At 45.7% G+C, this 25,076-nt stretch carries 18 protein-coding genes; 17 read left to right on the top strand and 1 reads right to left on the bottom strand.

What is annotated here, in order from left to right:
• The first annotated feature begins 136 nt into the window (after window positions 1–136).
• The 7 genes from rsmH to PGW99_RS10375 are packed head-to-tail and all read left to right on the top strand — an operon-like array spanning window position 137 to window position 8,131.
• The gene (gene rsmH / locus PGW99_RS10405) at window positions 137–1,063 is read left to right on the top strand and encodes a 16S rRNA (cytosine(1402)-N(4))-methyltransferase RsmH (RefSeq protein WP_273777614.1); all 927 of its coding nucleotides are present in this window, start codon (window positions 137–139) and stop codon (window positions 1,061–1,063) included.
• Complete coding sequence (gene ftsL / locus PGW99_RS10400) at window positions 1,060–1,398, top strand: cell division protein FtsL (protein WP_273777613.1); 339 nt, start codon at window positions 1,060–1,062, stop codon at window positions 1,396–1,398. The genes rsmH and ftsL overlap by 4 nt, the downstream gene beginning before the upstream one ends.
• Before the next feature lie 10 nt (window positions 1,399–1,408).
• Window positions 1,409–3,229: a penicillin-binding protein PBP3 gene (gene ftsI / locus PGW99_RS10395; RefSeq protein ID WP_273777612.1), complete on the top strand. Its 1,821-nt coding sequence runs from the start codon at window positions 1,409–1,411 to the stop codon at window positions 3,227–3,229.
• A 12-nt stretch (window positions 3,230–3,241) separates the two neighbouring features.
• The gene (locus PGW99_RS10390) at window positions 3,242–4,738 is read left to right on the top strand and encodes a UDP-N-acetylmuramoyl-L-alanyl-D-glutamate--2,6-diaminopimelate ligase (RefSeq protein WP_273777611.1); all 1,497 of its coding nucleotides are present in this window, start codon (window positions 3,242–3,244) and stop codon (window positions 4,736–4,738) included.
• 8 nt (window positions 4,739–4,746) lie between these two features.
• Window positions 4,747–6,141, top strand: a complete 1,395-nt coding sequence (locus PGW99_RS10385; RefSeq protein ID WP_273777610.1) for a UDP-N-acetylmuramoyl-tripeptide--D-alanyl-D-alanine ligase — start codon at window positions 4,747–4,749, stop codon at window positions 6,139–6,141.
• Window positions 6,142–7,260: a phospho-N-acetylmuramoyl-pentapeptide-transferase gene (gene mraY, locus PGW99_RS10380; protein ID WP_273777609.1), complete on the top strand. Its 1,119-nt coding sequence runs from the start codon at window positions 6,142–6,144 to the stop codon at window positions 7,258–7,260.
• Between the two features lie 58 nt (window positions 7,261–7,318).
• On the top strand, window positions 7,319–8,131 hold the full coding sequence (locus PGW99_RS10375) for a putative RNA methyltransferase (protein ID WP_273777608.1): 813 nt from the start codon (window positions 7,319–7,321) through the stop codon (window positions 8,129–8,131).
• Between the two features lie 15 nt (window positions 8,132–8,146).
• Here PGW99_RS10375 and ponA read toward each other — a convergent pair whose 3' ends face one another.
• Window positions 8,147–10,672: a penicillin-binding protein PBP1a gene (gene ponA / locus PGW99_RS10370; protein ID WP_273777607.1), complete on the bottom strand. Its 2,526-nt coding sequence runs from the start codon at window positions 10,670–10,672 to the stop codon at window positions 8,147–8,149.
• A 161-nt stretch (window positions 10,673–10,833) separates the two neighbouring features.
• Here ponA and PGW99_RS10365 point away from each other — a divergent pair, with 161 nt between their 5' ends.
• From PGW99_RS10365 to PGW99_RS10320, 10 genes are all read left to right on the top strand, one after another.
• Window positions 10,834–11,895 (top strand): pilus assembly protein PilM, encoded by a 1,062-nt coding sequence (locus PGW99_RS10365; protein WP_273777606.1) that lies wholly within the window; start codon window positions 10,834–10,836, stop codon window positions 11,893–11,895.
• Complete coding sequence (locus tag PGW99_RS10360) at window positions 11,895–12,533, top strand: PilN domain-containing protein (RefSeq protein ID WP_273777605.1); 639 nt, start codon at window positions 11,895–11,897, stop codon at window positions 12,531–12,533. The genes PGW99_RS10365 and PGW99_RS10360 overlap by 1 nt, the downstream gene beginning before the upstream one ends.
• Window positions 12,530–13,261, top strand: a complete 732-nt coding sequence (locus PGW99_RS10355; protein ID WP_273777604.1) for a type 4a pilus biogenesis protein PilO — start codon at window positions 12,530–12,532, stop codon at window positions 13,259–13,261. Before PGW99_RS10360 ends, PGW99_RS10355 begins: the two co-directional genes overlap by 4 nt.
• Window positions 13,258–13,785, top strand: coding sequence for a pilus assembly protein PilP (locus PGW99_RS10350; RefSeq protein ID WP_442784397.1), 528 nt, complete (start codon window positions 13,258–13,260; stop codon window positions 13,783–13,785). The genes PGW99_RS10355 and PGW99_RS10350 overlap by 4 nt, the downstream gene beginning before the upstream one ends.
• A gap of 58 nt (window positions 13,786–13,843) precedes the next feature.
• Entirely contained in the window at window positions 13,844–15,979 is a 2,136-nt protein-coding gene (gene pilQ, locus PGW99_RS10345; RefSeq protein ID WP_273779497.1) for a type IV pilus secretin PilQ family protein, read from the top strand.
• Window positions 15,980–16,015: 36 nt separating this feature from the next.
• Window positions 16,016–16,558, top strand: coding sequence for a shikimate kinase AroK (aroK, locus tag PGW99_RS10340; protein WP_273777603.1), 543 nt, complete (start codon window positions 16,016–16,018; stop codon window positions 16,556–16,558).
• Between the two features lie 24 nt (window positions 16,559–16,582).
• A complete protein-coding gene (aroB, locus tag PGW99_RS10335; protein WP_273777602.1) occupies window positions 16,583–17,668 on the top strand; it encodes a 3-dehydroquinate synthase in 1,086 nt (361 codons plus the stop codon).
• 9 nt (window positions 17,669–17,677) lie between these two features.
• Entirely contained in the window at window positions 17,678–18,493 is an 816-nt protein-coding gene (locus PGW99_RS10330) for a hypothetical protein (protein ID WP_273777601.1), read from the top strand.
• 478 nt (window positions 18,494–18,971) lie between these two features.
• Window positions 18,972–23,444, top strand: a complete 4,473-nt coding sequence (gltB, locus tag PGW99_RS10325) for a glutamate synthase large subunit (RefSeq protein ID WP_273777600.1) — start codon at window positions 18,972–18,974, stop codon at window positions 23,442–23,444.
• Window positions 23,445–23,507: 63 nt separating this feature from the next.
• Window positions 23,508–24,929, top strand: a complete 1,422-nt coding sequence (locus PGW99_RS10320) for an FAD-dependent oxidoreductase (protein ID WP_273777599.1) — start codon at window positions 23,508–23,510, stop codon at window positions 24,927–24,929.
• Window positions 24,930–25,076: the final 147 nt, after the last annotated feature.

The following is a 25,076-nucleotide window of genomic DNA, read 5'->3' as shown; positions in this document are numbered from 1 at the left end:
CAGTTCTGTAAAAAACCTCGTTTCAAAACGGTTTTCTCAATCGAAAATAATATTTTCCTACAAAAAGTCGTTTGGAGCTTGGCTGAAACAGGGTGATAATGTGCAGTTACATTTTTCATCCAGTTAAAAGCGCCTTATGTCCCATATTTCTGTATTACTCCACGAAACTGTTGATGCCTTGTTGGCAGATCGCAATACAGGAATTTATGTGGATGGCACTTTTGGGCGTGGTGGTCATACCCGCTTGTTACTCTCTAAACTTGATGAAAATGCGCGTGTCTATGCCTTTGATAAAGATCCACAAGCCTTGGCGGTGGCTGCACAGCTTGAACAGGAAGATCCACGTTTTAAAATCATTCATGCTAGCTTTGCCGATTTAAAGTTGGCACTGGCTCAGCTCGGCATCGAACAGGTGGATGGCGTGATGGCTGATTTAGGCGTGTCATCACCCCAGCTGGATCAAGCTGAGCGCGGTTTTAGCTTTATGCAGGATGGACCTTTAGATATGCGTATGGATAATTCGCAAGGTCCGACCGCTGCAGAATGGTTAACTCAGATTGATGAGCAGGATTTGGCGAACGTGATTTTCCAGTATGGAGAAGAACGTTATAGCCGCCGTATTGCCCGCGCGATTAAGCAGGCCGGGTATATTGAAACTACCGCGAAGCTGGCTGAAATTGTGAAGGTGGCGCATCCTAAATGGGAAAAAAATAAACATGCGGCAACTCGCACTTTCCAGGCCATCCGTATTGCGATCAACAAAGAATTAGAAGATATTGAATCCTTCTTACCGCAAGCGATAGAGGTATTAAAACCAGGCGGGCGATTGGCGGTGATTAGCTTCCATTCTTTAGAAGACCGTTTGATTAAACAATTTATTCAAAAAGAATCAACTTTGCCTGAAGATCATGGTTGGGGTATGCCACAGGCACAGCAGGATACCCGCCGCTTAAAGAAAATTTCGCGGGTTCGTGCCAGTGATGCTGAGGTGAAAGAAAATCCTCGTTCACGTAGTGCATGGCTTCGGGTTGCGGAACGCTTAGAATTGAAAGGCACCTCATGAAAGCAAATGTTGTCAATAAAAACGAAAGCCTACAAGCATCAGGATTAAAACGCGCAATTACTTATGCCATTTTACTGGCATTGGTATTTATCAGTGCGATTATGGTGGTGTTTCAGGTCTTTGAGTATCGCCATGATTATCGAGAGCTCAGTGCCTTTATGCGTGAAAAGGATGATCTGAATGCGGAGTGGGGGCGTCTATTGATCGAGCAGCAAACCTTCGGTGCGACGGCCCAGATTGGCACACGTGCCGTGACCCAATTGCGCATGTACTCGCCACCTGCAGCACAAACGGTGGTGATTTCTTTACCGATGAACTCTGAGAAAAAACAATAAGGCTTGCTGTATGGTCGATAAGCGAATCAAACCTGCGCGAAAAAAACAGTCTATTACAGAAAAGCCAACCCTCGCGGTCGATATGTGGCGCTTTTACCTCATGTGGGGGATTGTCCTGCTGGCATTTTTGCTGCTGGTCGGGCGTGCCTTTTATGTTCAGGTGATCAATACCGATTTCCTGCAAAATAAGGCCAATGCCAATATCTTGCGTACGGAAAAAATTCGGGCGATGCGCGGCGTCATCAGTGACCGACATGGTGTCCCGCTGGCGATTAGTACGCCAGTGATGAAAATCGTGATTGATCCACGGGATTATGTCGACAATAAAAAGCTCTATGACGACATTACTGCTGAACTGAAAAACGACCCACATAACCGTAAATTAAAGCGTCAGTTGCCCGATAAAAACCTCAACCTGGATGAACTGGCGGATGCGGTGGGTATGGACCGTGCAGCTTTACGCAAAGCAATCTATGATCGTCCACGTTCACGTTATCTTATTTTGAAAAAAGAAGTGCCACCGCAACAGGCAGAAATGATTGTAAAACGCGATTTTCAGGGGGTTTATACCGAGAAAACCTACAAGCGTTACTATCCACAACCACAACCGAATGCCCAGATCATTGGCCTGACTAATAGTGAAAGTGTCGGTGTTGAAGGCTTGGAAATGCAGTGGAATAAACGCCTGTCCGGTATAGACGGTGAACAGAAAATTGTCCGCGATAAAAAAGGCAACCGGGTGAAAGACCCTGAAGTGATTAAAGAAGTCGAGGCTGGTGAAAATATCACACTGAGTATCGATTCACGTTTGCAATATATTATGTACCGTGAGTTAACTGCGGCAGGTGTGGCGAACAATGCTCGCTCGGCAACAGCGATTGCGGTGGATGTGAAAACCGGTGAAATCCTGGCGATGACCAGCTGGCCATCATATAACCCGAATGACAAAAATGGTCTGAGTAATAAAGATGCCATGCGTAACCGTGCGGCAATTGACATGTTTGAACCCGGCTCGACCATGAAGCCGCTCACGGTGGCGATGGCGCTGGAAAGTGGCAAGTATACGGCAAACAGTGTAGTGAACACTTCACCAGGTTCGATGCGAGTGGGTAATCACACCATTCGTGATACGCATAGTTATGGTGCGCTCACTTTGGGCGGGATTATCCAGAAATCCTCTAACGTTGGGGTGGCGAAACTGGCTTTATCCCTACCGTATCCAACCTTGCCGACGTTCTATAAGCGTATTGGTTTCGGTCAGCGTTCTGCAGTGAAATTCCCGGGAGAGAGTTCCGGTTTGATTTTGCCACCGAGTAAATGGAATGTCTCTGAAGTGGCTACCATGGCTTACGGTTATGGTATCAATGCGACTGTTCTGCAATTGGCTCAGGCTTATGCCATGTTGGCCAACCATGGCGTACGTGTGCCGCTCAGTCTGCAGAAACTGCAAGAACCACCAAAAGGTGAGCAGGTACTAGAACCTAAAATTGCCGATCAGGTACTGTTAATGATGGAAGCTGTGACTATGCCAGGCGGAACGGCCACTCAGGCTAATATTCCAGGTTATCGCGTTGCGGGTAAAACTGGTACAGCCCATAAGCTGCGTGCTGACCGTCGTGGTTATTCGGACAGTGAATATCGTGCCCTGTTTGCGGGGATGGCACCAGTGAGTGATCCACGTTTGGCGATGGTGATTGTGGTGGAAAATCCAAAAGGCCAATACTACGGTGGTCTGGTGGCCGCTCCGGTATTTGCACGTATCATGCAGGAGTCTTTACGCCTGATGAATGTGCCTCTCGATAAACCACTTGATACTCCCAAAGTCCAGTAATTAAGGTGAGCTATGTCTCTTTGTTTTCAAGATCTTTATCCTGTTGAGACCGCCGCTGGATGGGTGAATCAGCCCTTTCATGGTTTTTGTCTTGATAGCCGTAAGGTGAGCCCAGGACAGATTTTTATTGCCCTCAACAGCTTTTCCCAGCCTGAAAAAACGCTGCAATTTGCCCATGCTGCTCTAGAAAATGGAGCATTAGGCATCGTGAGTGAAGCAGATCTGGGGTTGGAACAGGCTGTGATCTGTCCTGATGTGCGTCAGTTGATGGGCCAATGGCAGAAACAGTATTTGCAAGCGACCGATCCGCAGCCTTTAGCCAAACTGATTGCTGTAACCGGAACCAATGGTAAAACCACCATTTCTCGCTTGGTGGCAGAATTGATTTTATTGCAGGGGAAGCGTTGCGCGGTTTTGGGCACGACGGGGAACGGGATTTTACCCAATTTAACTCCTTCGACGCATACCACCCTGGATGCGCTACAGTTGCAAAATGCTTTGCATGATTATGCCAAACAGGGTGCTGAGTTTGCAGCACTGGAAGCCAGTTCACATGGTCTGGAGCAGGGCCGTTTAAATGGCTGTGAAATCCAGGTGGCAGTCTATAGCAATTTAAGCCGTGATCATCTGGATTATCATGGCACGCTGGATGCCTATGCGGAAGCCAAAGCCCGTCTGTTTCAGTTTGCTTCGTTAAAGTCGGCGATTATTAATCTGGATGATGCGCATGCAACCGTGATGCTGGAAGCGGCTAAGAATAATCCGGCCAAGCCTAAAATTATCACTTATGCCTTGCGTCAGGATGCGGCCTATCATGTCAGCAATTTACGCTACAGCCTGAAAGGGGCGAGCTTTACCCTGATCAGTCCACAAGGCGAATTTGACATCCAAAGCCCGTTGCTGGGACATTTTAATGTGGAAAATCTGGTGGCCAGCCTGATAGCTGCAGTATGCGCCGGTTTTGCTTTGCCGGATTTGATTGCGCAGATCCCGCATTTGAAAGGTGCGCCGGGACGCATGCAGGTGCTGCGTGATGGTGATCGCCTGTTTGTGGTGGATTATGCGCATACCCCAGATGCCTTAACTCAGGTGTTAAAAACCTTGAAACGCCATGTCGATCATGAATTGTGGGCGGTCTTTGGTTGTGGTGGCGATCGTGATCGCGGAAAACGTCCGTTAATGACCAAAGCTGCACTGGATGGGGCACATCAGGTCATTTTGACCTCTGATAATCCGCGCACCGAAGATCCAGAACAGATTTTTGCCGACATGCTTCAAGGCATAACGTTTAGTCCGTCCGAGTTGCTCGAAATTCGTGATCGCCGTGAAGCGATTAAGTACGCCGTGCAACATGCTCAATCGGGCGACATTGTGGTGATTGCGGGCAAAGGCCATGAAAATTATCAAGAAATAGAAGGCGTGCGTCATTGGTTTGATGATGTGGTAGAAGTGCAGGCTGCGATTGATGCGCAGCATTGCCAACCGAGCACCGCTTATCCTGCTGAATAGGAATTGTTATGCATACTTCAACTACCAGCACCAGTGTGCTTGAGCCTTGGACTGCCGCAGAATTGGCGGAAGCCACCCGGGGTTATTGGTATCAGCAACGTCAACCGCAGGGGGCAATCAAACGCATCCTGACCGATTCGCGTCATGCAGAAGTCGGAGATGCTTTTCTTGCCCTGAAGGGTGAGCGTTTTGATGCTCACAATTTCGTAGCTCAGGTGGCGGGAAAAGGCTGTCAGATTGCGATTGTGGAACGTCCACTGGACGTGGATATTGCACAACTGGTCGTGCCGGATACCCGTTTGGCACTGGGACATTTTGGGGCGTATCGTCGTCAGCATCATGCGCAACTGAAAGTGATTGCCCTGACCGGCAGCAGTGGGAAAACTACCACCAAAGAAATGCTCGGCAGTATTCTCGGACGCTTGGCGCCGACCTTGATTACGCGTGGTAATTTAAACAATGACCTGGGTGTACCAATGATGCTGCTCGAACTGCGTGCTGAGCATCAGTATGCGGTCATGGAACTCGGTGCCAGCCATCAGGGCGAAATCGATTACACCTCGAATCTGGTGCAGCCCCATGTTGCCGGGATCCTGAATATTGGTACAGCACATTTGGGTGAGTTTGGTGGTCGTGAAGGCATCTGTCGAGCCAAATCTGAGATTTATGCGCATATCGCGGCAGAGGGGACTGCGATTGTCCCGGCAGCTGATGATTTTGCCAATATGATTCGTCAGACGGTCCGTACTGAAAAAGTATTGAGTTTTGGAGCAGGTGGTGATGTTTTTGCCACAGAAGTTGAACTGTTGGCCCAGTCGGCAAAATTTATTCTGCATACGCCACAAGGTTCACGTCCGGTCAATTTGCCGTTTGCTGGTGTGCATAATGTACAAAATGCCACAGCTGCCACGGCTTTTGCACTCGCTTTAGGGATTGCTCTGGATGATATCGTAGCGGGTCTTGAACAGGCACAAGGTGCCAAAGGTCGTCTGAACTTTATCCAGCATCAGGGTCATTTGTTCATTGATGATACCTATAATGCCAATCCCACTTCGATGCGTGCTGCCGGTGAAGTTTTAGCGCAACAATTTGGCATTAAAGTCATGGTGCTGGGCGATATTGGTGAGTTAGGTGAAAGTAGCTGGCAAGAACATCATGATTTGGGGCGTGATCTGGCACAGTTGCCGCTTGATTATCTGGTTGCTGTCGGGGAATTTGCGCCGGCTACCGCACAAGGTGCGGCCTCAGACAAACTGCGGGCTTTCCCGAATCAGGCTGAAGCGCTGAATTATTTACTTAATCTGATTCAAACACATCAACCCCAATCTATGAGTTTCCTGTTTAAAGGTTCTCGTTATACCCATATGGAAACGTTGATGGCTGATTTGATGGAGAAACTTTAAATGCTGTTATGGTTGTTTGAACAGCTGGCGGGCTTTGATAGCTCGTTTCAGGTGGTTCGTTATTTAACATTACGTGCCTTGCTCAGTGTCTTGACGGCATTGACCATTGGTCTGGTTTTGGGCCCGGTGATGATCCGAAAATTACGGGCACTGAAATACGGTCAGGCCGTCAGCTCGTTTGCTCCAGAAAATCATGCCAAGAAAATGGGGACCCCGACCATGGGTGGGGTGCTGATTTTACTCTCGATTGGCATCAGTACCCTGTTATGGGCGGATTTATCCAATCCCTATGTTTGGATTGTGCTGGCGGTGATGGTGATCTTTGGTGCCGTGGGCTGGGCAGATGACTGGATTAAAATCCGTTATAAAGACAATGCGGGTTTACCGGCACGCAAGAAGTTTTTCTGGACTTCGCTTGCTTCACTCGGTGCCGGGATTGCCTTATATGTGATAGCAACCCAGCAGGCTAATCCGCTACATACCAGTAATATGCTGGATTTGCTGATCCCATTCTTTAAGAACTTGTCGATTCCGCTTTCTGCGATTCCACTCGGGATTGGCTTTATTGTCTTTACCTATCTGGTGATCAACGGTGCTTCCAATGCGGTCAACCTGACGGATGGTCTGGATGGCTTGGCCATTATGCCGATCGTGCTGGTGGCGGCTGGTCTGGGGGTGTTCGCTTACTTGGCAGGTGATGTGCGTTTTGCCAACTATCTGCATATTCCCTATGTCAAATATTCCTCTGAACTGGTGGTCATCTGCGCCGCGATGATTGGTGCGGGTCTGGCTTTCCTCTGGTACAACGCGCATCCAGCTCAAGTTTTCATGGGTGATGTGGGGGCATTGGCTCTCGGTGCAATGCTGGGTACGATTGCGGTGATGGTACGTCAGGAAATCGTGTTTGCCATTATGGGTGGTGTGTTTGTGGTTGAGGCGATTTCAGTGTTCTTGCAGATCGGTTCGTTGCGTATGCGTAACAAGCGGGTGTTCCTGATGGCACCCTTGCATCACCATTATGAGAAAAAAGGTTGGCGTGAAACCCAGGTGGTAATCCGCTTCTGGATTATTACGATTATGCTGGTGGTTTTGGGTCTAATGACCTTAAAATTGCGTTAAGCAAAGCATTTTGAAAGAAGTCGGCATTTGCCGGCTTTTTTATTGCATGGAGAAACTGATGAGCATGCTGATGTGTCCTGTGTGTCGACAGGCCTTAACCTTGGATGGCAAAACTTGGCGTTGTGAGCAGGCACATAATTATGATGTGGCCAAGCAGGGCTATGTCAACTTGCATGTGGTACAGCATAAACATAGTAAAAATCCGGGCGATACCCCCGAGTCCGTCCAGGCGCGTCGAGAGTTTTTAAATAGTGGCTTTTATCAGCCTCTACAGCAGGCGGTTGTTGAGCTGATTCAACAACTCGAAGTAAAAAACTTGCTGGATATTGGCTGTGGAGAAGGTTATTACACCAGTGCCATGCAAGCGGTTGTTGAGCAATGTGTCGGGGTAGATATTGCCAAGACGGCAGTGCAGCGAGCAGCAAAGCTCAATCCAGAGGTGACTTGGGTGGTGGGAACTGGTGCAACTCTGCCGGTTCTGGATGGTTCCGTTGATTTGTGTAGCAGTCTGTTCAGCCCGATTCCACAGGCGGAAATTTTACGTGTGCTCAAGCCGGAAGGATATTTTCTGGTGGTCACACCTGCGCCACAGCATTTATATGCCATGCGCGAAGCTTTGTTTGAGCAGGTCAATCCTCATGTTCCGGACAAGTTTGTGGAACAGTTGCAGGAAAACTTTGAGCTGATGGCTCAACCTGTTGTGGAAAATCACTTTACCTTAGATCAGACTCAGCTGAAAAATCTGATCGCGATGACCCCATATGCTTATAAAGCTAAACCGGAACGGCGTACTGCTCTGGAAAATCAGGCAAATTTTAGTCTGACAGCCAGTTTTCAGATTTATCTGTTTCAGAAAAAAGCCGTCATTTGACGGCATTTTTTCGGTTTACTGTACTTCCTGAATCAGATTTTCAATTGCATCGCGTTTGGGTGCAGGTTGAGAATTGGAATTCATCGGTGGTGGTGCTTTTTCTGTTGGAATCAGAATTTCTTCACCGGGTAAATCCGCAAAATCATTATTTACAGAACGTGGTGCTGTTACTGGGGCTGGGCGATATAATGGGCGCGCCATAGGTGGTGAGCTGCGATCCTGTAATTCATTGTTGATCATGACTGTGTTGTTGCGTGAAATCGGTGCTTTGGCATTTTTATCTAGGCGCACCCAGGCAGGTGCTGTACCTTTCAGCGCTTGATCCATGAAATTAATCCAGATTGGTAAAGCGGCTACACCACCGTACTCTCTGCGTCCTAATGTGGTTGGTTGGTCAAATCCAACCCAGGCCACTGTCACCAGTTTGCCATTAAAGCCAGCAAACCAAGCATCTTTAGCATCATTGGTGGTACCTGTTTTTCCACCTAAGTCACTTCGGCCAATTTGTAGGGCTGCACGACCGGTACCATGCTGGATCACATCGCGCAAGATATTGGCCATGTCATAGGCTGAGCTGGATTTTAAAATACGTTGTGCCTGTTTGTATTCACTTTGTGGCTGTACCTTTTCTTGTGCAGGTACTTGCACCCCTGAAGCAGGTGCAGTGGTTTCAAATGCCTCATCATCGGGTGTCACAGGCTCAGTTGATTCTGGCTGATCAGGCTCATTGATACAGGGAATGCAGGCATATTCAGGATTGGACTGGAAAATGACCTTGCCATAAGCATCCTCTATTCGGTCAATAAAATGCGGCTGAATGCGGTAACCGCCATTGGCGAAAGTGGCATAACCAGTGGCCATTTGCACAGGTAAAACTTGTGGGGTGCCAAGCGCAATGGTGTAGTTGCGAGGGATCTGTTCTTCTTGTAAGCCAAAATCCATCAATAACTGTCGTGCCCGCTCGATCCCTACATTTTGCAGTAAACGTACTGAAACCGTATTACGGGATAAATATAAAGCGCGACGCAACGGAATCATGCCGAGATAACGACCATCTGAATTTTTCGGTGACCATTTGCCAATGGTGATTGGGCTGTCATTAACCATGCTATAAGGGGTCATGCCGCGTTCTAGCGCCAGTGCGTAGATAAAGGGCTTGATGGTTGAACCCGGTTGACGCCAGCCCTGAAAGGCTCTGTTGAATTTAGACTGGTAAAAATTATAGCCACCCACAACGGCTTCAATCGCGCCATTGTTGGGATTTAGGGCAATCAGTTGGCCTTGCACTTTGGGGATCTGCACCAAGGACCAGGCGGTTTTGTTTTCATTCGGACGTAAACGAACAATATCTTTGATTTTTACGATTTGAGCAGCGCGACTGGGTGCAGCTCCAACACTATTTGCGCTGCGATAGGGGCGTGCCCAAGCCATACCTTCCCAAGGTACAGTTACGCTAGAACCATCCTGCAAAAAAGCTTCAAAGGAGTTACTTTTGACTTTATTCACTTTGGCTGGATAGGTGTTGGCATAAGCCACAAATTTCTCTAGAGGTTGATCATGTGCTTCAGCACCACGCCAGCCATGACGCCGGTCATAGTCTTCCAGACCCGCTTGTACAGCTTGTTCTGCATACGCCTGACGCTGGCTGTTAATGGTTGTATAGACTTTGTAACCAGAGTCGATTGCTTGTTCACCAAACTGTTCGATTAATTCGGCGCGAACCATTTCACCGACATAAGGAAAGCGGTTGCTGATGCCGCGATCTGGCATATTTAGGTTGATGGGTTCGGCTACGGCTTGCTGGTATTGCCTTTGATTGATGTAGCCCAGTTGCAGCATACGACCTAAAATCCAGTTGCGGCGTTCTAGTGCGCGTTCCGGATTTACAACAGGATTGTATTTTGAAGGAGCTTTAGGTAAACCAGCAATCATCGCCATCTGGGCAATACTGAGCTGATCTAGTGTCTTGTTGTAATAAATTTTGGCTGCTGCTGCGATGCCGTAAGCATTTTTCCCCAAGAAAATTTTGTTGACATACAGGGTGAGAATTTCTTCCTTGCTTAGGTTTTGCTCAATTTTTCGCGCCAGAAAAATTTCCGTCAGTTTGCGTTTCAGGGTTCGTTCAGGCGAAAGGTAATAGTTTTTTGCCACCTGCATGGTGATGGTCGAGCCACCTGTCTGCACATCAGAGCCGGTCAGACTTTCACTGAGTGCTCGTCCTAAGCCTTTGAAGCTGATTCCACTGTGCTCAAAGAAAGAAGAATCTTCTGCGGCCAGAAAAGCGTGGATAAAACTTGGCGGAATTTGTGAATATTCAACCGGAACGGAAAGTTTGCCACCATATTCTGCAATTAGCTGATTATCTGCTGTATAGACCTGTAAGGGTTTTAATAAAGGTGCTTTTTTGAGTGAGCTCATTTCGGGTAAGGATGGAGCGATATAGAGATACATCCCATAAAAACCTACTGGAATTGCGACAAGTAGCATAATTATGGCCAAAAAAAATGGATGAACTTGGCCCGAACGAGATAGCTTTTTCATAACAAGTAAGTTTTAATAAGAGCTAATGGCAAACTAATAGATGGTCAGTATAGCCTTTAGACCAGCGGATTGTTAGATGAGTTATTGTATCCGCGAAAAATTAAAGACCGAGACTGATTACTGGGTGCTTTTGGGGATAAAAAAATAATAGGAAGAGTATTGTGCTCAACAGGTTATATCGTAAACCAAATAAGGGGTTAGTAGGAGTAGATGTTAGTTCTACTTCTGTTAAGTTATTAGAGCTCTCTGTAAAGAACGGTAGATATATTGTCGAAAGCTATGCGCTTGTTCCTCTACCTGAAGGCAGTGTGGTCGAAAAAAACATCATGAATCCGGAAGCGGTTGGTGATGCATTAGAACGCGTGATTAATCTTGCGAATCCTCATGCAACTAATGCAGCAATTGCTGTGCCGACGTCCATGGTCATCAACAAGGTGATCGAAATGGATGCGGATATGAGCGATGATGAGCGTGAAGTTCAGATCCGGATGGATGCAGAACAATATATTCCTTTCCCGCTTGATGAAGTCAGTCTCGATTTTGAAGTCTTACCTGACCGTCTGGCAAATCCGAATCGAGTTCATGTGTTGCTTGTCGCTACCCGTACTGAAAACGTCGATGCACGTGTTGAAGTTCTAGATTTAGCCGGTTTGACTCCAAAAATCGTTGATGTTGAAAGCTACGCGATGGAGCGTGCCTTTAGTGTATTTGCGGATACGCTACCGATGGGTGCGAATACCGTGGGTATCTTGGATATCGGTCATACCATGACCACACTTTCGGTGATGCAGAACGGTAAAATCATTTATACTCGTGAGCAGGTTTTTGGTGGTAAGCAGTTAACCCAAGATGTGCAAAACCGCTATGGTTTGTCTTTTGAAGAAGCAGGACGTGCCAAGAAGCAGCGTACCTTGCCTGATGATTTTGAAACCGAAGTGCTTGAGCCATTTTTAGAAGCAGTGGTACAACAAGCTGCACGCTCATTACAGTTCTTTTTCTCCTCTTCGCAGTTTAATGAAATCGACCATATTTTATTGGCAGGCGGGAATGCCAATATTCCGGGTTTGCCAAAATTATTACAACAAAAATTGGGTTATCGGGTGACAACCGCCAATCCATTTCTGCAAATGGGTTTTTCACCCCAAATTGATATTAAGAAAATCGAAAATGATGCTTCCTCCCTCATGGTGGCATGTGGTCTCGCATTGAGGAGTTTTGATTAATGGCAAAGATTAACTTGCTGCCTTGGCGTGATGAGCTCAGGGAACAACGAAAAAAACAATTTATTATGATCTGTTTGGCTGTCGTGTTGTTGGGGGCGACAGCAGTAGCGGGGGCATGGTTTTATTATGATCACAAACTTGCCGATCAGGAACAGGCCAATCAGTTGGTGATGAGTACCAATCAAAATCTGGATGTGCAGTTAAAATCTCTGCAAGGTTTGCAAGAGCGCCGTAATGCAGTGATTGAGCGCATGAAGCTGATCCAAGGGTTACAAAGTCAGCGTCCGATTGCAGTGCGTTTAATTGATGAAATTGTGCGTGTAACACCTGCCAATATGTACCTGACGAAATTTACCCGTGCAGGCGATAAATTTACCATTGAAGGTAAGGCGGAAAGTCCAAATACTGTGGCAGAACTTTTGCGTTCTTTAGAAGCCTCGCCGTGGTACCGCAATGCTTTTATGAACTCTTTCTTGGCTGCTGAAGAACGAAAAGATAAGGCACCAAGTTCACTTGTGCCACGTGTGGAAGAAAGTTATGGCAGTTTTGTTGTAACCGTTGACTTGGGTGAAATTGCAACAACAGAAACTGCAGGTACAGAAACACAAGGTGCTTCAGAAGTGGGAGCAGCAAAATGAGCCGTGATGAATTTGACCAAGTAGAGTATGAAGCTGCTGTACCGACTAAAAAGAAAATGACGCTGGATCAATTTATTAAGCAGTTTAATACATTAGATCCTAACAATTACGGTAGTTGGCCTTTATCAGTCAAGGTGACTTGCTGGATTTTTATTTTTCTCGTGGTGGGTGCTGTTGGTTATTTCTTGGCAATTAAGCCAAAGCTTGAAGCGATTAGTAATGCTCAAGCGCAAGAACAGAACTTGCTGAACGAGTTTCGCGAGAAAGACTCAAAATTAAGAAATCTACAGCAATACCAAGCACAACTGCAGGAAATGGAGGCGAACTTTAACCAGCAGTTAGAGCAATTGCCAAAAGAAACTGAAATTCCGGGTTTGGTGGAAGATATTAACGTGACTGGTGTGAATGCAGGTCTGAAATTTAAAAACATTCGCCTTGAAGAAGAAATCAAACAAGAGTTCTTTATTGAACAGCCGATTGATATTCAGGCCAGCGGTGATTATCACTCCTTTGGTGCCTTTGCGAGCGGCATTGCAGCCTTGCCACGTATTGTGACTTTGCATGATTTTACTATCGAAGCTAAACCGAGTGCAGATAAGAAAAATGCTGATATTCCTGAAGTAAGTTATTCAGTGAAAGCAAAAACCTACCGTTATATCAGTGCAGAAGAGCAGGCGAAAAATCAACAACAAGCGCAGCAGAATGGTCAAGGAGGGCAGTCAAAATGATGAAGATAAAGCTCTCGGCAATGTTCATGCTAGGAATTGTCCTGGTGGGATGTGATTCAAGAATTGATGCGGTTAATGAGCAAATGGCAGTCATCCGTAATCAGCCTCCATTGGCGATTGACCCCGCTCCAGTTTTTACACCTGTTCCGACATTTGATTACGCCGCTCAACAGTTAAGAAGTCCATTTTTGCCTACTTCTCTGGCAACCGAACTACGAATCATGGCTGGTAAGCGAGTTTATCCGAACCTCTCTCGCCCACAACAGCCATTAGAAAGCTATGCCATTGAAACCTTGAATATGAAAGGCAGTATGCGTGGTCAAAATGGTCAGATCATGGCACTGATACAAACACCTGATGGTGAGATTGAGCGTGTCCAGGTGGGAAGCTATATGGGCATGAACCATGGCCGTATTATCAAGATTGGTCCAACGCAAATTGATCTGATTGAGATCATTCCCGATGGGCGTGATGGCTATGTCGAACGTCCAAGAAGTCTCGTGTTGATTGGCCCAGCACCATAAAATCAAGGGAATAACAATGAAAAAGAGTTTTAAAGAATTTTTAATTGGGGATAGCACAATGAACCCTTTATGTCGTCAATTCTCTCTCGGTGTTGTTGCTGCGGCTGTGATGCAAGCCGCCAGTGCACAGGTGAGTATCACTAATGTGGTTCCAATGCAGATTCCTGGGCAGGGCACAGAAATTCGTGTGATGTTTAATGGCTTGCCGCCACAGCCGCAAGCGTATCAGTTAGAACAACCTTCACGTCTCATTCTGGATTTTGACAAGGCTCAACAATCTTTAAATCAATCGACTATTCCTGTAGCAACGCAAGAAGCCAGCTCTGTTGAGGTCGCTTCTGATGCGCAGCGTTCACGTTTGATTGTTAATTTAAAAGAGGCGGGTACCTTTACCACACGCGTAGAAGGTAATACCTTTATTCTAAAAATTAATAATCTTACACAACAGCCAACACTACCTACGTTGGCTCCAGCCGCAAAGAAAGCTGCACAAGGGATTGCAAATATTGGCTTTCAACGTGGTAGCCAAGGTGAGGGTCAAGTTGTGATTGACCTGCTAGGATCAAATACACCAGCAGATGTACAGCAGCAAGGTAGCAAGATTGTTGTGCGGATGCTGGGAAATAAAATTCCAGCACATCTAGCCCGTCGTTTAAATGTGAATGACTTTGCAACCCCTGTTGCAACTGTAGATGCTTATAATGATGGTGGTAATGGTGTGATTACTATTCAGTCGAATGGTAGTTATGAATATATGGCCTATCAGGCTGAAAATAAGCTAACAATTAGCCTTAAACGTCCGGAAGAAAAGAACACAGTAAAAGCACGTAACAGCAATCTCTATACCGGCAAAAAGATTTCTCTGGACTTCCAAGATATTGAAGTACGTCGTGTATTGCAGTTGTTGGCAGACTTTACGGGCATCAATATGGTGGCTGCAGATAGCGTACAAGGTAATATTACCCTGCGTTTGAAAGATGTGCCTTGGGATCAGGCACTTGATATTATTCTAAAAACTAGAAGTTTAGATAAACGCCGTAATGGTAATGTGATCTGGATTGCTCCTGTTACAGAAATGATTAAGGCTGAAGAAGATGAGGCTAAAGCTGTTGAACAGAGTATGAAGCTCGCTCCAATACAAACGGAATATATTCGTCTGAGTTACGCAAAAGCTGCCGATGTATTGAAGTTGATTGAAGAAACGCGTAATGCTAAAGGTGCCATTTTAAATAGAACAACTAGTACAGATTCTTTAGCTCTGGAGAGTTTATTAAGCCCACGTGGTAGTGCGGTGGCAGATACACGAACTAATACTCTGATTATTAATGATACGGCAAAAAATATTGATAAAGTCCGTAAAATGATTGATCTGCTTGATGTGGCTGTGAAACAAGTCATGGTAGAGGCGAGAATTGTCCGTGCAACAACTGATTTCACTAAGGAAATGGGGGTGAAGTGGGGTGTATTATCTCAGGGAATTAACGAAAATAATGACTTACTCGTTGGTGGTAGTGATACAACTTTATGGAATTTGCGTACACCAACAGTGAATACAACCACAGGTCAATCCAAATATACGATCGAAAGACCTCAAAATTTAAATGTGGATTTGGGCGCAACAAACCCGGCTGGTCGAATTGCTTTCGGTTTAATTAGTATGTCAGATTTTATGTTGGATTTAGAATTATCTGCTTTGCAGGCTGATGGTTATGGTGAAGTGATTTCTACGCCTAAAGTCCTGACAGCAGATAAACAAGTTGCTAAAGTTGCTTCTGGTCAACAAATTCCTTATCAAACGACGACTAATTCTGCCTCTGGTTCCACTGCGAATACTCAATTTAAAGAGGCTTTATTAAGTCTGGAGGTGACACCGAGTATCACTCCTGATGGTAAAGTGCAAATGGAATTAGTTATTACGAGTGATAGTCCTGGGGGAGTGGCTCCGAATGGCGAGATTATTTTGAATAAAAATGAAATCAATACTAATGTTCTTGTTAATAATGGGGAAACTGTTGTTCTGGGCGGAATTTTTGAACAAGAAAATGTTAATAAGCAGACGAAAGTTCCTTTCTTTGGTGATCTACCTGGAATAGGGCGCTTATTCCGTAAAGATAGTAAGACCGATAATAAGCGTGAATTACTGATTTTTGTGACACCACGAATTGTTAATGACAGTGTGACTGGAAATCATTAATATAATTTTAATTCAAGCAATACAATAGGTGACTCCTTGCCAAGCAAAGAGTTTGAAACCCTACCAAATATCTATTTGGTAGGGCCCATGGGGGCGGGAAAAACAACGGTTGGGCGCCATTTGGCTGAGCTTTTAGGGCGAGAGTTCCTAGACAGTGATCACGAAATTGAGCGAAAAACAGGTGCAACCATCCCCTGGATCTTTGAAAAAGAAGGGGAGCAAGGTTTCCGTAGTCGTGAAACGAGTGTGATTGATGAGTTAACACAACGATCAGGCTTGGTTGTGGCGACGGGTGGTGGCGCGGTCACCCAAGCACCGAACCGCGAATTTTTAAAACAGCGGGGTATTGTAGTTTACCTTTATACGCCTGTTGAGATTCAATTACAGCGTACCTATCGCGATAAAAACCGTCCTTTATTACAAGTAGAAAACCCCGAACAAAAATTACGCGACTTGTTAAATGTCCGTGATCCTTTGTATCGAGAAGTGGCGGACTATATTATTGAAACCCATCAAGGTGCAGCTAAAGATTTAGCACAAAAAATCTTACAGATGATTGCTGCACAAACACTTTCTTAAATAAATTTTACTGGTTCTCTTGTCATGCAAACCCTACATGTTGAATTAGGTGATCGTCGTTATCCCATTTTTATTGGTAGTGATCTAGATCCTCAATCACTGCTAGCACCTTATATTAAAGGTCAGCAGGTAATGATTGTGACCAATACAACCATTCAACCTTTATATTTACAGCACTATGTCGATGCGATTCAGGCACTGGGTAAAAAGGTTGCTAGTTGTGTCTTGCCGGATGGTGAAAAGTATAAAGACATTCAACATCTCAATCTGATCTTTGATGCATTGTTGGAAGCCGGTTTTAACCGTGATTGTACGGTGTTGGCTTTAGGTGGTGGTGTGATCGGGGATATGGCAGGTTTCGCTTCTGCATGTTTTCAGCGTGGCGTGTATTTTATCCAAGTGCCGACAACTTTATTGTCTCAAGTTGATTCGAGCGTGGGCGGAAAAACCGGTATCAATCATCCTCTGGGTAAAAATATGATTGGGGCTTTTCAGCAGCCACAAGTTGTACTGGCGGATATGTCGCAATTAAAGACCTTGCCTGATCGTGAATTGTCTGCTGGTTTGGCGGAAGTCATTAAATATGCCTTGTTGGGTGATCTGGAGTTTCTGACCTGGCTTGAGCAGCATATGGAAGCCTTGGTTGCCCGTGATCCTGAACTGCTGGCTGAAGCTGTGTATCGTTCTTGTGCACATAAGGCGCGAATTGTAGCGAATGATGAAAAAGAGCAGGGTGAGCGTGCCTTGCTGAATTTAGGTCATACTTTTGGCCATGCGATTGAATCCTATCTAGGGTATGGGGTATGGTTGCATGGTGAAGCTGTTGCGACTGGTATGGTAATGGCGGCTGATTTATCCAAACGTATGGGCTGGATTTCTGATAAGGATGTGCAGCGTACAAAAAATATCATTCAACGGGCCAATTTGCCGATAGTATGTCCGCATATTCCACTGGATGAATTTTTGACCTATATGTCGCATGACAAAAAAGTTTTGAATGGGCAGCTACGTTTGGTGTTATTGCGTGAGCTAGGTAAGGCGATCATTACCAAAGAGTTTGATGTGGAAAGCATGCAGCACGCCATTCTGGCCAATCAACAACAGGTATAGGGTAAAGTTATGATGGCAGTCCGCAAGTCCCGGCAAAATATACAGGCTTATATTTGGTGGATTGGTGGATTGTCATGCCTAGTGCTCGCGCTGATTTTCTGGGCCATGACGGATCGTGATGAGGTGGTAGAAGTTCACCCATCAGAGGAATCTACAGCCCAAGTACAGATTCAGCCTGAAAAAGTGGCAGTGATGACCCAACTTGGTGCATTAACACGGGAGGTACAACCGCTGGATTTGACTTCTCGGGTGGTTACCGTGGGTCAGCATGAATCAGAATTTCGCGGTACCAAGTTCATACAAGCGCAGCAAAAGAAATGGACCATTGAGCTGTTTCGGGCTGCCGAAGAAGATGTGATTAAAGGTTTTTTACAGCAGCGCCCTGATCGCAAGAATTGGATCTATTTTCGTCTTAGTGGACAAAACCAAATTGAGCAATATGTATTAAGTTATGGATTATTTGACAGTCAGGCTGCTGCACAAGAAAAACTTGAAAGCTTAAATTTAAATTTGCCTGGCTCTATTCAACCACAGGCGAAAGCTATTGCCGATTATGTTCCCTACGTAAACGATTTGGGAGCAGAAGAAGTGAAAAGCGCAAGTTTATACGCTATTCAATTAAAACCAGCACCTTTACCGAAGGAAACAGAACTGTTATTTAATCGTGCAATTTCTTTGCCACGTTCTCCTCAGTCAAATTCTGCTGGCAATGCAACAACAGTCACGACCATTACTCGCCGTGATCAGAATGGGAATGTGGTTGATGTGCAACGTTCACAAGGTTCGACTATTTCCCCTCGTATATCTTCTGATCAAGAGGAATAAATAAAACTGTGGTCGGTGATCAGTAGTGGTCTAAAATAGCGCAACATAAAAACAATAAGATTTTATTTTGCACAAAAATAGTGCGAATTTGTTTTGCCTACTTTTGGGTTTTTTGTTATAAATTTATTGTTTTTCATAGAATTAAACTTGATTTTAAACAAATTTAAATATTGGCATGACTTTTGCTTTAATGATGTGCTAATTCTGCTAAGAGTCCCCATTTTGGCGCTAAAAGCGGCAATTAGTGTGCGAAATCGTCATTTTTCCTAGCTTCAAGATAGTGCACAGGAAAAGCAAAAAAACATTTTTGAGCTGAAATTACGCCATTTGTCATTAAAACAGCGTATATTTTGCTCAAGCCTCTATGTTTTCACTCGACATTTACCTGAATGAGAGTAAACAGACAAAATCGCAAAGAGCCTGTTGATTGTTTTTATGCTCGTAAGAGCCATGTTAAAAAGAAGGGTACGCTATGCACATGCCATCGCCTAATACTGTAGCTCCCGCTCAAGGTTTATACCAACCGGATGAGTTTAAAGATAACTGTGGTTTCGGTTTGATCGCCCATATGCAAGGGGATGCAAGCCATGACTTAGTCAAGACCGCGATTCACAGTTTAAGTTGCATGACGCACCGTGGGGGTATTGCCGCCGATGGAAAAACGGGCGATGGATGCGGCTTGCTGTTGGCTATGCCAAAACAATTCTTTCGTGATGAAGCACAAAAATTAGGTGCTGAACTGAGCGATGTGTTTGCTGCAGGTACGGTATTCTTAAATATTGATCCGGCGCTCGCACAGAATGCAAAAAATGTTCTGAACAAAGCCCTTGAAGCAGAAGGCTTGAGCGTTGCAGCATGGCGTGTGGTACCAACCAATAATGATGCATTAGGCGAAATTGCACTACAGTCTTTGCCAGCATTTGAACAGATTCTGGTGAACTGTCCAGTTGGTTTGTCTGAGGTTGAATTTAACCGTAAGCTTTTCATGGCACGTCGCCGTGCAGAACAACAGCTGCAAAATGACCCGCTATTTTATGTCACAACTTTAGCTACGACTGTAATCAGCTATAAAGGCTTGATGATGCCAGCAGCGATTGCTGACTTCTATCCAGATTTGGCTGATGAACGTTTAACTTCGCACATTGTGGTGTTTCATCAACGTTTCTCTACGAATACATTACCACGCTGGCCATTGGCTCAGCCGTTCCGTTACTTGGCACACAATGGTGAAATCAACACCATTACCGCCAACCGTAACTGGGCAATGGCGCGTACACCAAAATTCGAAAACCCATTGCTTCCAGGCTTGACCGATCTTAATCCAATCGTAAACCGTACGGGTTCGGATTCTTCAAGTTTGGATAACATGCTGGAAATCCTGGTCGGCGGTGGCATGGATCTATTCCGTGCCCTACGTATGCTTGTTCCACCAGCATGGCAAAATGTTGAAACTTTAGATGCAGATTTACGTGCTTTCTATGAGTTCAACTCCAAACACATGGAGGCATGGGATGGTCCTGCAGGTCTAGTGATCCAGGATGGTCGTCATGCGATCTGTATGCTGGACCGTAATGGTTTACGTCCAGCACGTTGGGTGATCACTAAAAATGGTTATATCACCTTGGCTTCTGAGATTGGTGTTTGGGGCTATGAACCTGAAGATGTCGTATCGAAAGGCCGTGTTGGTCCAGGTCAGATTCTGGTGATTGATACTCAGACTGGTAAATTGCTTGATACTCAAGCGGTGAGCAATCATCTGAAAAACATGCGTCCTTACCGTGAATGGTTGCGTGAGCGTGCTGTACGTTTACAAGGTAGCCCAGAGCTTGAAGAGCAACTGGTTGAAAAAGGCCTTGCTGGCGATGCATTAAAAGCCGCACAAAAAATGTTTATGGTGACGTTCGAAGAACGTGATCAACTGCTACGTCCAATTGCTGAAAGCGGCCAGGAAGCAGTCGGGTCGATGGGTGATGATACGCCAATGGCGGTCTTGTCACGTCAAGTGCGTCACGTATCTGATTATTTCCGTCAGCAATTTGCTCAGGTAACTAACCCGCCAATCGACCCATTACGTGAATCGATAGTCATGTCGCTTGAGACTTGCTTAGGTCGTGAACAAAATGTTTTCGAACAAAGCCCGGATCATGCAGATCGTTTGATTATTTCAAGCCCAGTACTGTCAAATTCTAAAATGCAGCAAATTCGCGATCTAAATCGTGAAGGTTATGCAATTGCAGATATCGACTTGAACTATGCTGAAGATGAAGGTCTAGAAGCTGCCCTCAACCGTATCTGTGAAGAAGCTGCGCAAGCCGTTCGTGACGGTAAGACTTTATTAGTATTGTCTGACAAGAATATCCGTCAGGGCTATTTGCCAGCCAATGCGGTGTTGGTGACAGGTGCTGTACACCATTACTTGATTCAAGTAGGCCTGCGCACAGATGCTAACCTGTTGATCGAAACCGGTCTTGCACGTGATCCACACCAATTTGCCGTTTTACTTGGTTTTGGTGCGACTGCGATCTATCCATACTTGGCTTATGACGTGATCAATGATTTGGTTGCCAAAGGCGAGCTATTAGGTGATCCGATTCAGGCACAAGCGAATTTCCGTAAAGGGATTGAAAAAGGCTTGTTGAAAGTCCTTTCTAAAATGGGTATTTCTACCGTTGCCTCTTACCGTGGCGGTCAGTTGTTCGAAGCGGTAGGTTTATCTTCAGAAGTTGTAGATAAATGCTTTATCGGTGTGCCAAGCCGTATTCAGGGTGCAACATTTACAGACCTTGAAAATGACCAGAAAAAACTGGCAACTGTGGCTTGGCAAAATCGTAAACCGATCGACCAGGGTGGTATGCTGAAATTCGTGTTTGGTAAGGAATATCATGCCTTTAACCCAGACGTGATCAATTCATTGCACAAAGCGGTACGTTCAGGCAACTACCAAGACTTTAAAGAATATGCTGAGCTAGTCAACAATCGCCCGATTGCGACGATCCGTGACTTATTCAAACTAAAAACTACTAACTCTATTCCATTAGAGCAAGTGGAATCGATCAAAGAGATTCTGCCACGCTTTGACTCTGCGGGTATGTCTTTAGGTGCACTTTCACCGGAAGCACATGAAGCGATTGCGATTGCGATGAACACGATCGGTGGTCGTTCGAACTCAGGTGAAGGCGGTGAAGATCCAGCGCGTTATGGCACAATCCGTAACTCGAAAATCAAACAGATCGCTTCTGGCCGTTTTGGTGTAACTCCTGCGTACTTAACTTCTGCTGAAGTCCTGCAGATTAAAGTCGCTCAGGGGGCAAAACCGGGTGAAGGTGGTCAGTTACCAGGTGGTAAAGTGAACAGCCTGATCGCACGTCTACGTTACTCAGTACCGGGCGTCACCTTGATTTCACCTCCACCGCACCACGACATTTATTCGATTGAAGACTTGTCACAATTGATCTTCGACTTGAAACAAGTGAACCCGCAAGCGATGGTTTCGGTGAAACTGGTTTCTGAGCCAGGCGTGGGTACAATTGCTGCTGGTGTTGCGAAAGCTTATGCAGACTTCATTACCATTTCTGGTTATGACGGTGGTACTGCGGCATCTCCGTTGTCTTCTATCCATCATGCTGGTTCACCATGGGAATTGGGTCTATCTGAGGCGCATCAAGCCCTTCGTGTTAATGACCTGCGTGGCAAAGTCCGTGTACAAACGGATGGTGGCTTGAAAACTGGTCTAGATGTGATCAAGGCTGCGATTCTGGGTGCAGAAAGCTTCGGTTTCGGTTCAACTCCAATGATCGCGTTGGGCTGTAAATTCTTGCGTATCTGTCACTTGAACAACTGTGCGACAGGTGTTGCGACACAGCAGGATCACTTACGTAAAGAGCATTATATTGGCGAGCCAGAAATGCTGATCAACTTCTTCCAGTTTATTGCGGAAGAAACACGTGAATGGTTGGCTGCTTTAGGAGTTGCATCACTGAAAGACTTGATTGGCCGTGTTGATTTGCTTGAAGTATTGCCAGGCGAAACTGAAAAACATGCACATTTGGATTTGAGTGCCTTGTTGACTTCACATCCAGCAGCTGAAGGTAAAGCGCAGTACTGTCAAGTTCAAGGCAATGCACCGTTTGATAAAGGTGTCTTGGCTGAACAGATGGTGGCTGACATGTTGCCAACCATCGAAGCAGGCGAAATTGGCACGTTTAGCTATACAGTAGGCAACTGTGACCGTTCTATTGGTGCGCGTATTTCTGGTGAAATTGCACGCCGTTATGGCAACCTGGATATGGAAGCGCATCCGGTGGTGTTGAACTTGACGGGTACAGCAGGTCAGTCTTTGGGTGTTTGGAACGCGGGTGGTCTTCATATCAAACTGGAAGGTGATGCGAACGACTATGTGGGTAAAGGTATGGCGGGTGGTCGTATTTCGATCTTCCCACCAAAAGGTTCGCCATTCCAAACACAAAATACTGCAATTATCGGTAATACCTGCTTGTATGGTGCAACTGGTGGTAAACTCTTTGCTGCTGGTACAGCTGGTGAGCGTTTCGCAGTACGTAACTCAGGTGCCTTTGCCGTAATTGAAGGTGCTGGCGATCACTGCTGTGAATATATGACTGGCGGTGTGGTCACTGTACTGGGTAAAGTTGGTCACAACTTTGGTGCAGGTATGACCGGCGGTTTTGCTTACGTACTAGATCTCGACAATGACTTTGTAGATTACTACAACCATGAATTGATCGATTTAACCCGTATTTCAACTGAGTCGATGGAAGATCACAAAGAAAATCTACTTCGCATCTTGGATGAGCATATTGCAGAAACAGGTAGTGCTTGGGCGTACAAGATTCGCAATGAGTTCGATTACTACAGCCGCAAATTCTGGCTGGTAAAACCAAAAGCAGCGAGCTTATCGTCGCTTTTGAAAACAACTCAAGCTGATCCACAATAATTCCACTACTGCATATAATCAGGCTGGCGCGGGCAAAAACTGCGCCTACCCACGGAGAGAGACATGGCAGAGCGCCTAAATAATGACTTTCAATTTCTGGATGTACCACGCCAAGATCCAGAGAAAAAAGATATTACTGTCCGCAAAGCAGAGTTTGTGGAAATCTATAAGCCGTTTACCGCGGAAATTGCGGCAAACCAGACTCATCGTTGTTTAGGTTGTGGCAACCCGTATTGCGAATGGAAATGTCCAGTACATAACTACATTCCAAACTGGTTAAAGCTGGTTGCGGAAGGTCGTCTTTTCCAGGCAGCTGAATTGTGTCACCAAACCAACACCTTGCCAGAAGTTTGTGGTCGAGTATGCCCACAAGACCGTTTATGTGAAGGCGCATGTACGCTGAACGACGGTTTTGGTGCGGTGACGATTGGTAATGCTGAAAAATATATCAACGATACTGCGTTTGCATTGGGCTGGCGTCCAGATATGTCGAGTGTGAACTGGACAGATAAAAAAGTTGCCATCATCGGTGCAGGCCCTGCAGGTTTGGGTTGTGCAGATATCTTGGTGCGTAACGGTGTTAAACCGGTGGTTTTTGACAAACGTCCAGAGATTGGTGGTTTGCTGACTTTTGGTATTCCAGAATTCAAAATGGAAAAAGATGTGATGAAACGCCGCCGTGAAATTTTCACGGGTATGGGCATTGAATTCCGTCTGAATACCGAAATTGGAAAAGATGTGACCATCGACCAGCTGTTGGCTGAGTATGATGCCGTGTTCATGGGCATGGGAACTTATACCTATATGAAAGGTGGTTTCCCGGGTGAAGACCTGAACGGTGTCTATGATGCGCTTGATTTCCTGATTGCCAACGTAAACCGTTGCCAGGGTTGGGAAAAAGATGCCTCTGAATACATTAGCATGGAAGGTAAAAAGGTCATCGTTCTCGGTGGTGGTGACACTGCCATGGATTGTAACCGTACCTCAATTCGCCAAGGTGCTTTGGACGTGACTTGTGCTTACCGTCGTGATGAAGCGAATATGCCAGGTTCGCGTCGTGAAGTGACCAATGCGCGTGAAGAAGGGGTGAACTTCCTCTTCAACCGCCAGCCAGTGGAAATTGTCGGTGAAAACGGCAAAGTGACTGGTGTGAAAGTCGTTACGACACAATTGGGTGAGCCAGACAGCCGTGGTCGTCGTAGCCCTGAGCCAATTCCAGGTTCTGAAGAAATTTTACCTGCAGATGCTGTATTGTTAGCGTTCGGTTTCCGTGCAAGCCCGGCAGAATGGTTTGCTGATGTGAGCGTAAACTTGGATGGTTCTGGTCGTGTTGTCGCACCTGAACAACAAGCATTTAAGTTCCAGACTTCAAACCCGAAAATCTTTGCGGGTGGTGATATGGTACGTGGTTCTGACTTAGTCGTTACCGCGATCTGGGAAGGCCGTCAAGCTGCTGAAGGCATTTTGGATTATCTCAACGTATAATAATCCCAAAACAAAAAAGCCCGTTACGACGGGCTTTTTTTATGCCTGTATATTTTTAAATATAAGATTTTGAAAATAATGGGATTTTGTGAATAACTAACTGGATGTGTCTAGCCAGTCTTTAGGTGATGTTTTGTGGAGAGCATT

Origin of the sequence: Acinetobacter sp. GSS19, from assembly GCF_028621895.1 — a bacterium.
Classification (GTDB): Bacteria; Pseudomonadota; Gammaproteobacteria; order Pseudomonadales; family Moraxellaceae; genus Acinetobacter.
The sequence above is the reverse complement of the archived record's forward strand: the minus strand, read 5'-3'. Positions and strand labels throughout refer to the sequence as shown.

Bases quoted from the DNA above. Each gene is read 5' to 3' on its own strand.
- PGW99_RS10375 (WP_273777608.1), top strand. From the start codon at position 7,319: ATGAGCATGCTGATGTGTCCTGTGTGTCGACAGGCCTTAACCTTGGAT.
- pilQ (WP_273779497.1), top strand. From the start codon at position 13,844: ATGAACCCTTTATGTCGTCAATTCTCTCTCGGTGTTGTTGCTGCGGCT.
- ftsI (WP_273777612.1), top strand. From the start codon at position 1,409: ATGGTCGATAAGCGAATCAAACCTGCGCGAAAAAAACAGTCTATTACA.
- gltB (WP_273777600.1), top strand. From the start codon at position 18,972: ATGCCATCGCCTAATACTGTAGCTCCCGCTCAAGGTTTATACCAACCG.
- PGW99_RS10390 (WP_273777611.1), top strand. From the start codon at position 3,242: ATGTCTCTTTGTTTTCAAGATCTTTATCCTGTTGAGACCGCCGCTGGA.
- PGW99_RS10350 (WP_442784397.1), top strand. From the start codon at position 13,258: ATGATGAAGATAAAGCTCTCGGCAATGTTCATGCTAGGAATTGTCCTG.
- ftsL (WP_273777613.1), top strand. From the start codon at position 1,060: ATGAAAGCAAATGTTGTCAATAAAAACGAAAGCCTACAAGCATCAGGA.
- PGW99_RS10355 (WP_273777604.1), top strand. From the start codon at position 12,530: ATGAGCCGTGATGAATTTGACCAAGTAGAGTATGAAGCTGCTGTACCG.
- PGW99_RS10330 (WP_273777601.1), top strand. From the start codon at position 17,678: ATGATGGCAGTCCGCAAGTCCCGGCAAAATATACAGGCTTATATTTGG.
- PGW99_RS10360 (WP_273777605.1), top strand. From the start codon at position 11,895: ATGGCAAAGATTAACTTGCTGCCTTGGCGTGATGAGCTCAGGGAACAA.
- PGW99_RS10320 (WP_273777599.1), top strand. From the start codon at position 23,508: ATGGCAGAGCGCCTAAATAATGACTTTCAATTTCTGGATGTACCACGC.
- aroB (WP_273777602.1), top strand. From the start codon at position 16,583: ATGCAAACCCTACATGTTGAATTAGGTGATCGTCGTTATCCCATTTTT.
- ponA (WP_273777607.1), bottom strand. From the start codon at position 10,672: ATGAAAAAGCTATCTCGTTCGGGCCAAGTTCATCCATTTTTTTTGGCC.
- rsmH (WP_273777614.1), top strand. From the start codon at position 137: ATGTCCCATATTTCTGTATTACTCCACGAAACTGTTGATGCCTTGTTG.
- PGW99_RS10385 (WP_273777610.1), top strand. From the start codon at position 4,747: ATGCATACTTCAACTACCAGCACCAGTGTGCTTGAGCCTTGGACTGCC.
- mraY (WP_273777609.1), top strand. From the start codon at position 6,142: ATGCTGTTATGGTTGTTTGAACAGCTGGCGGGCTTTGATAGCTCGTTT.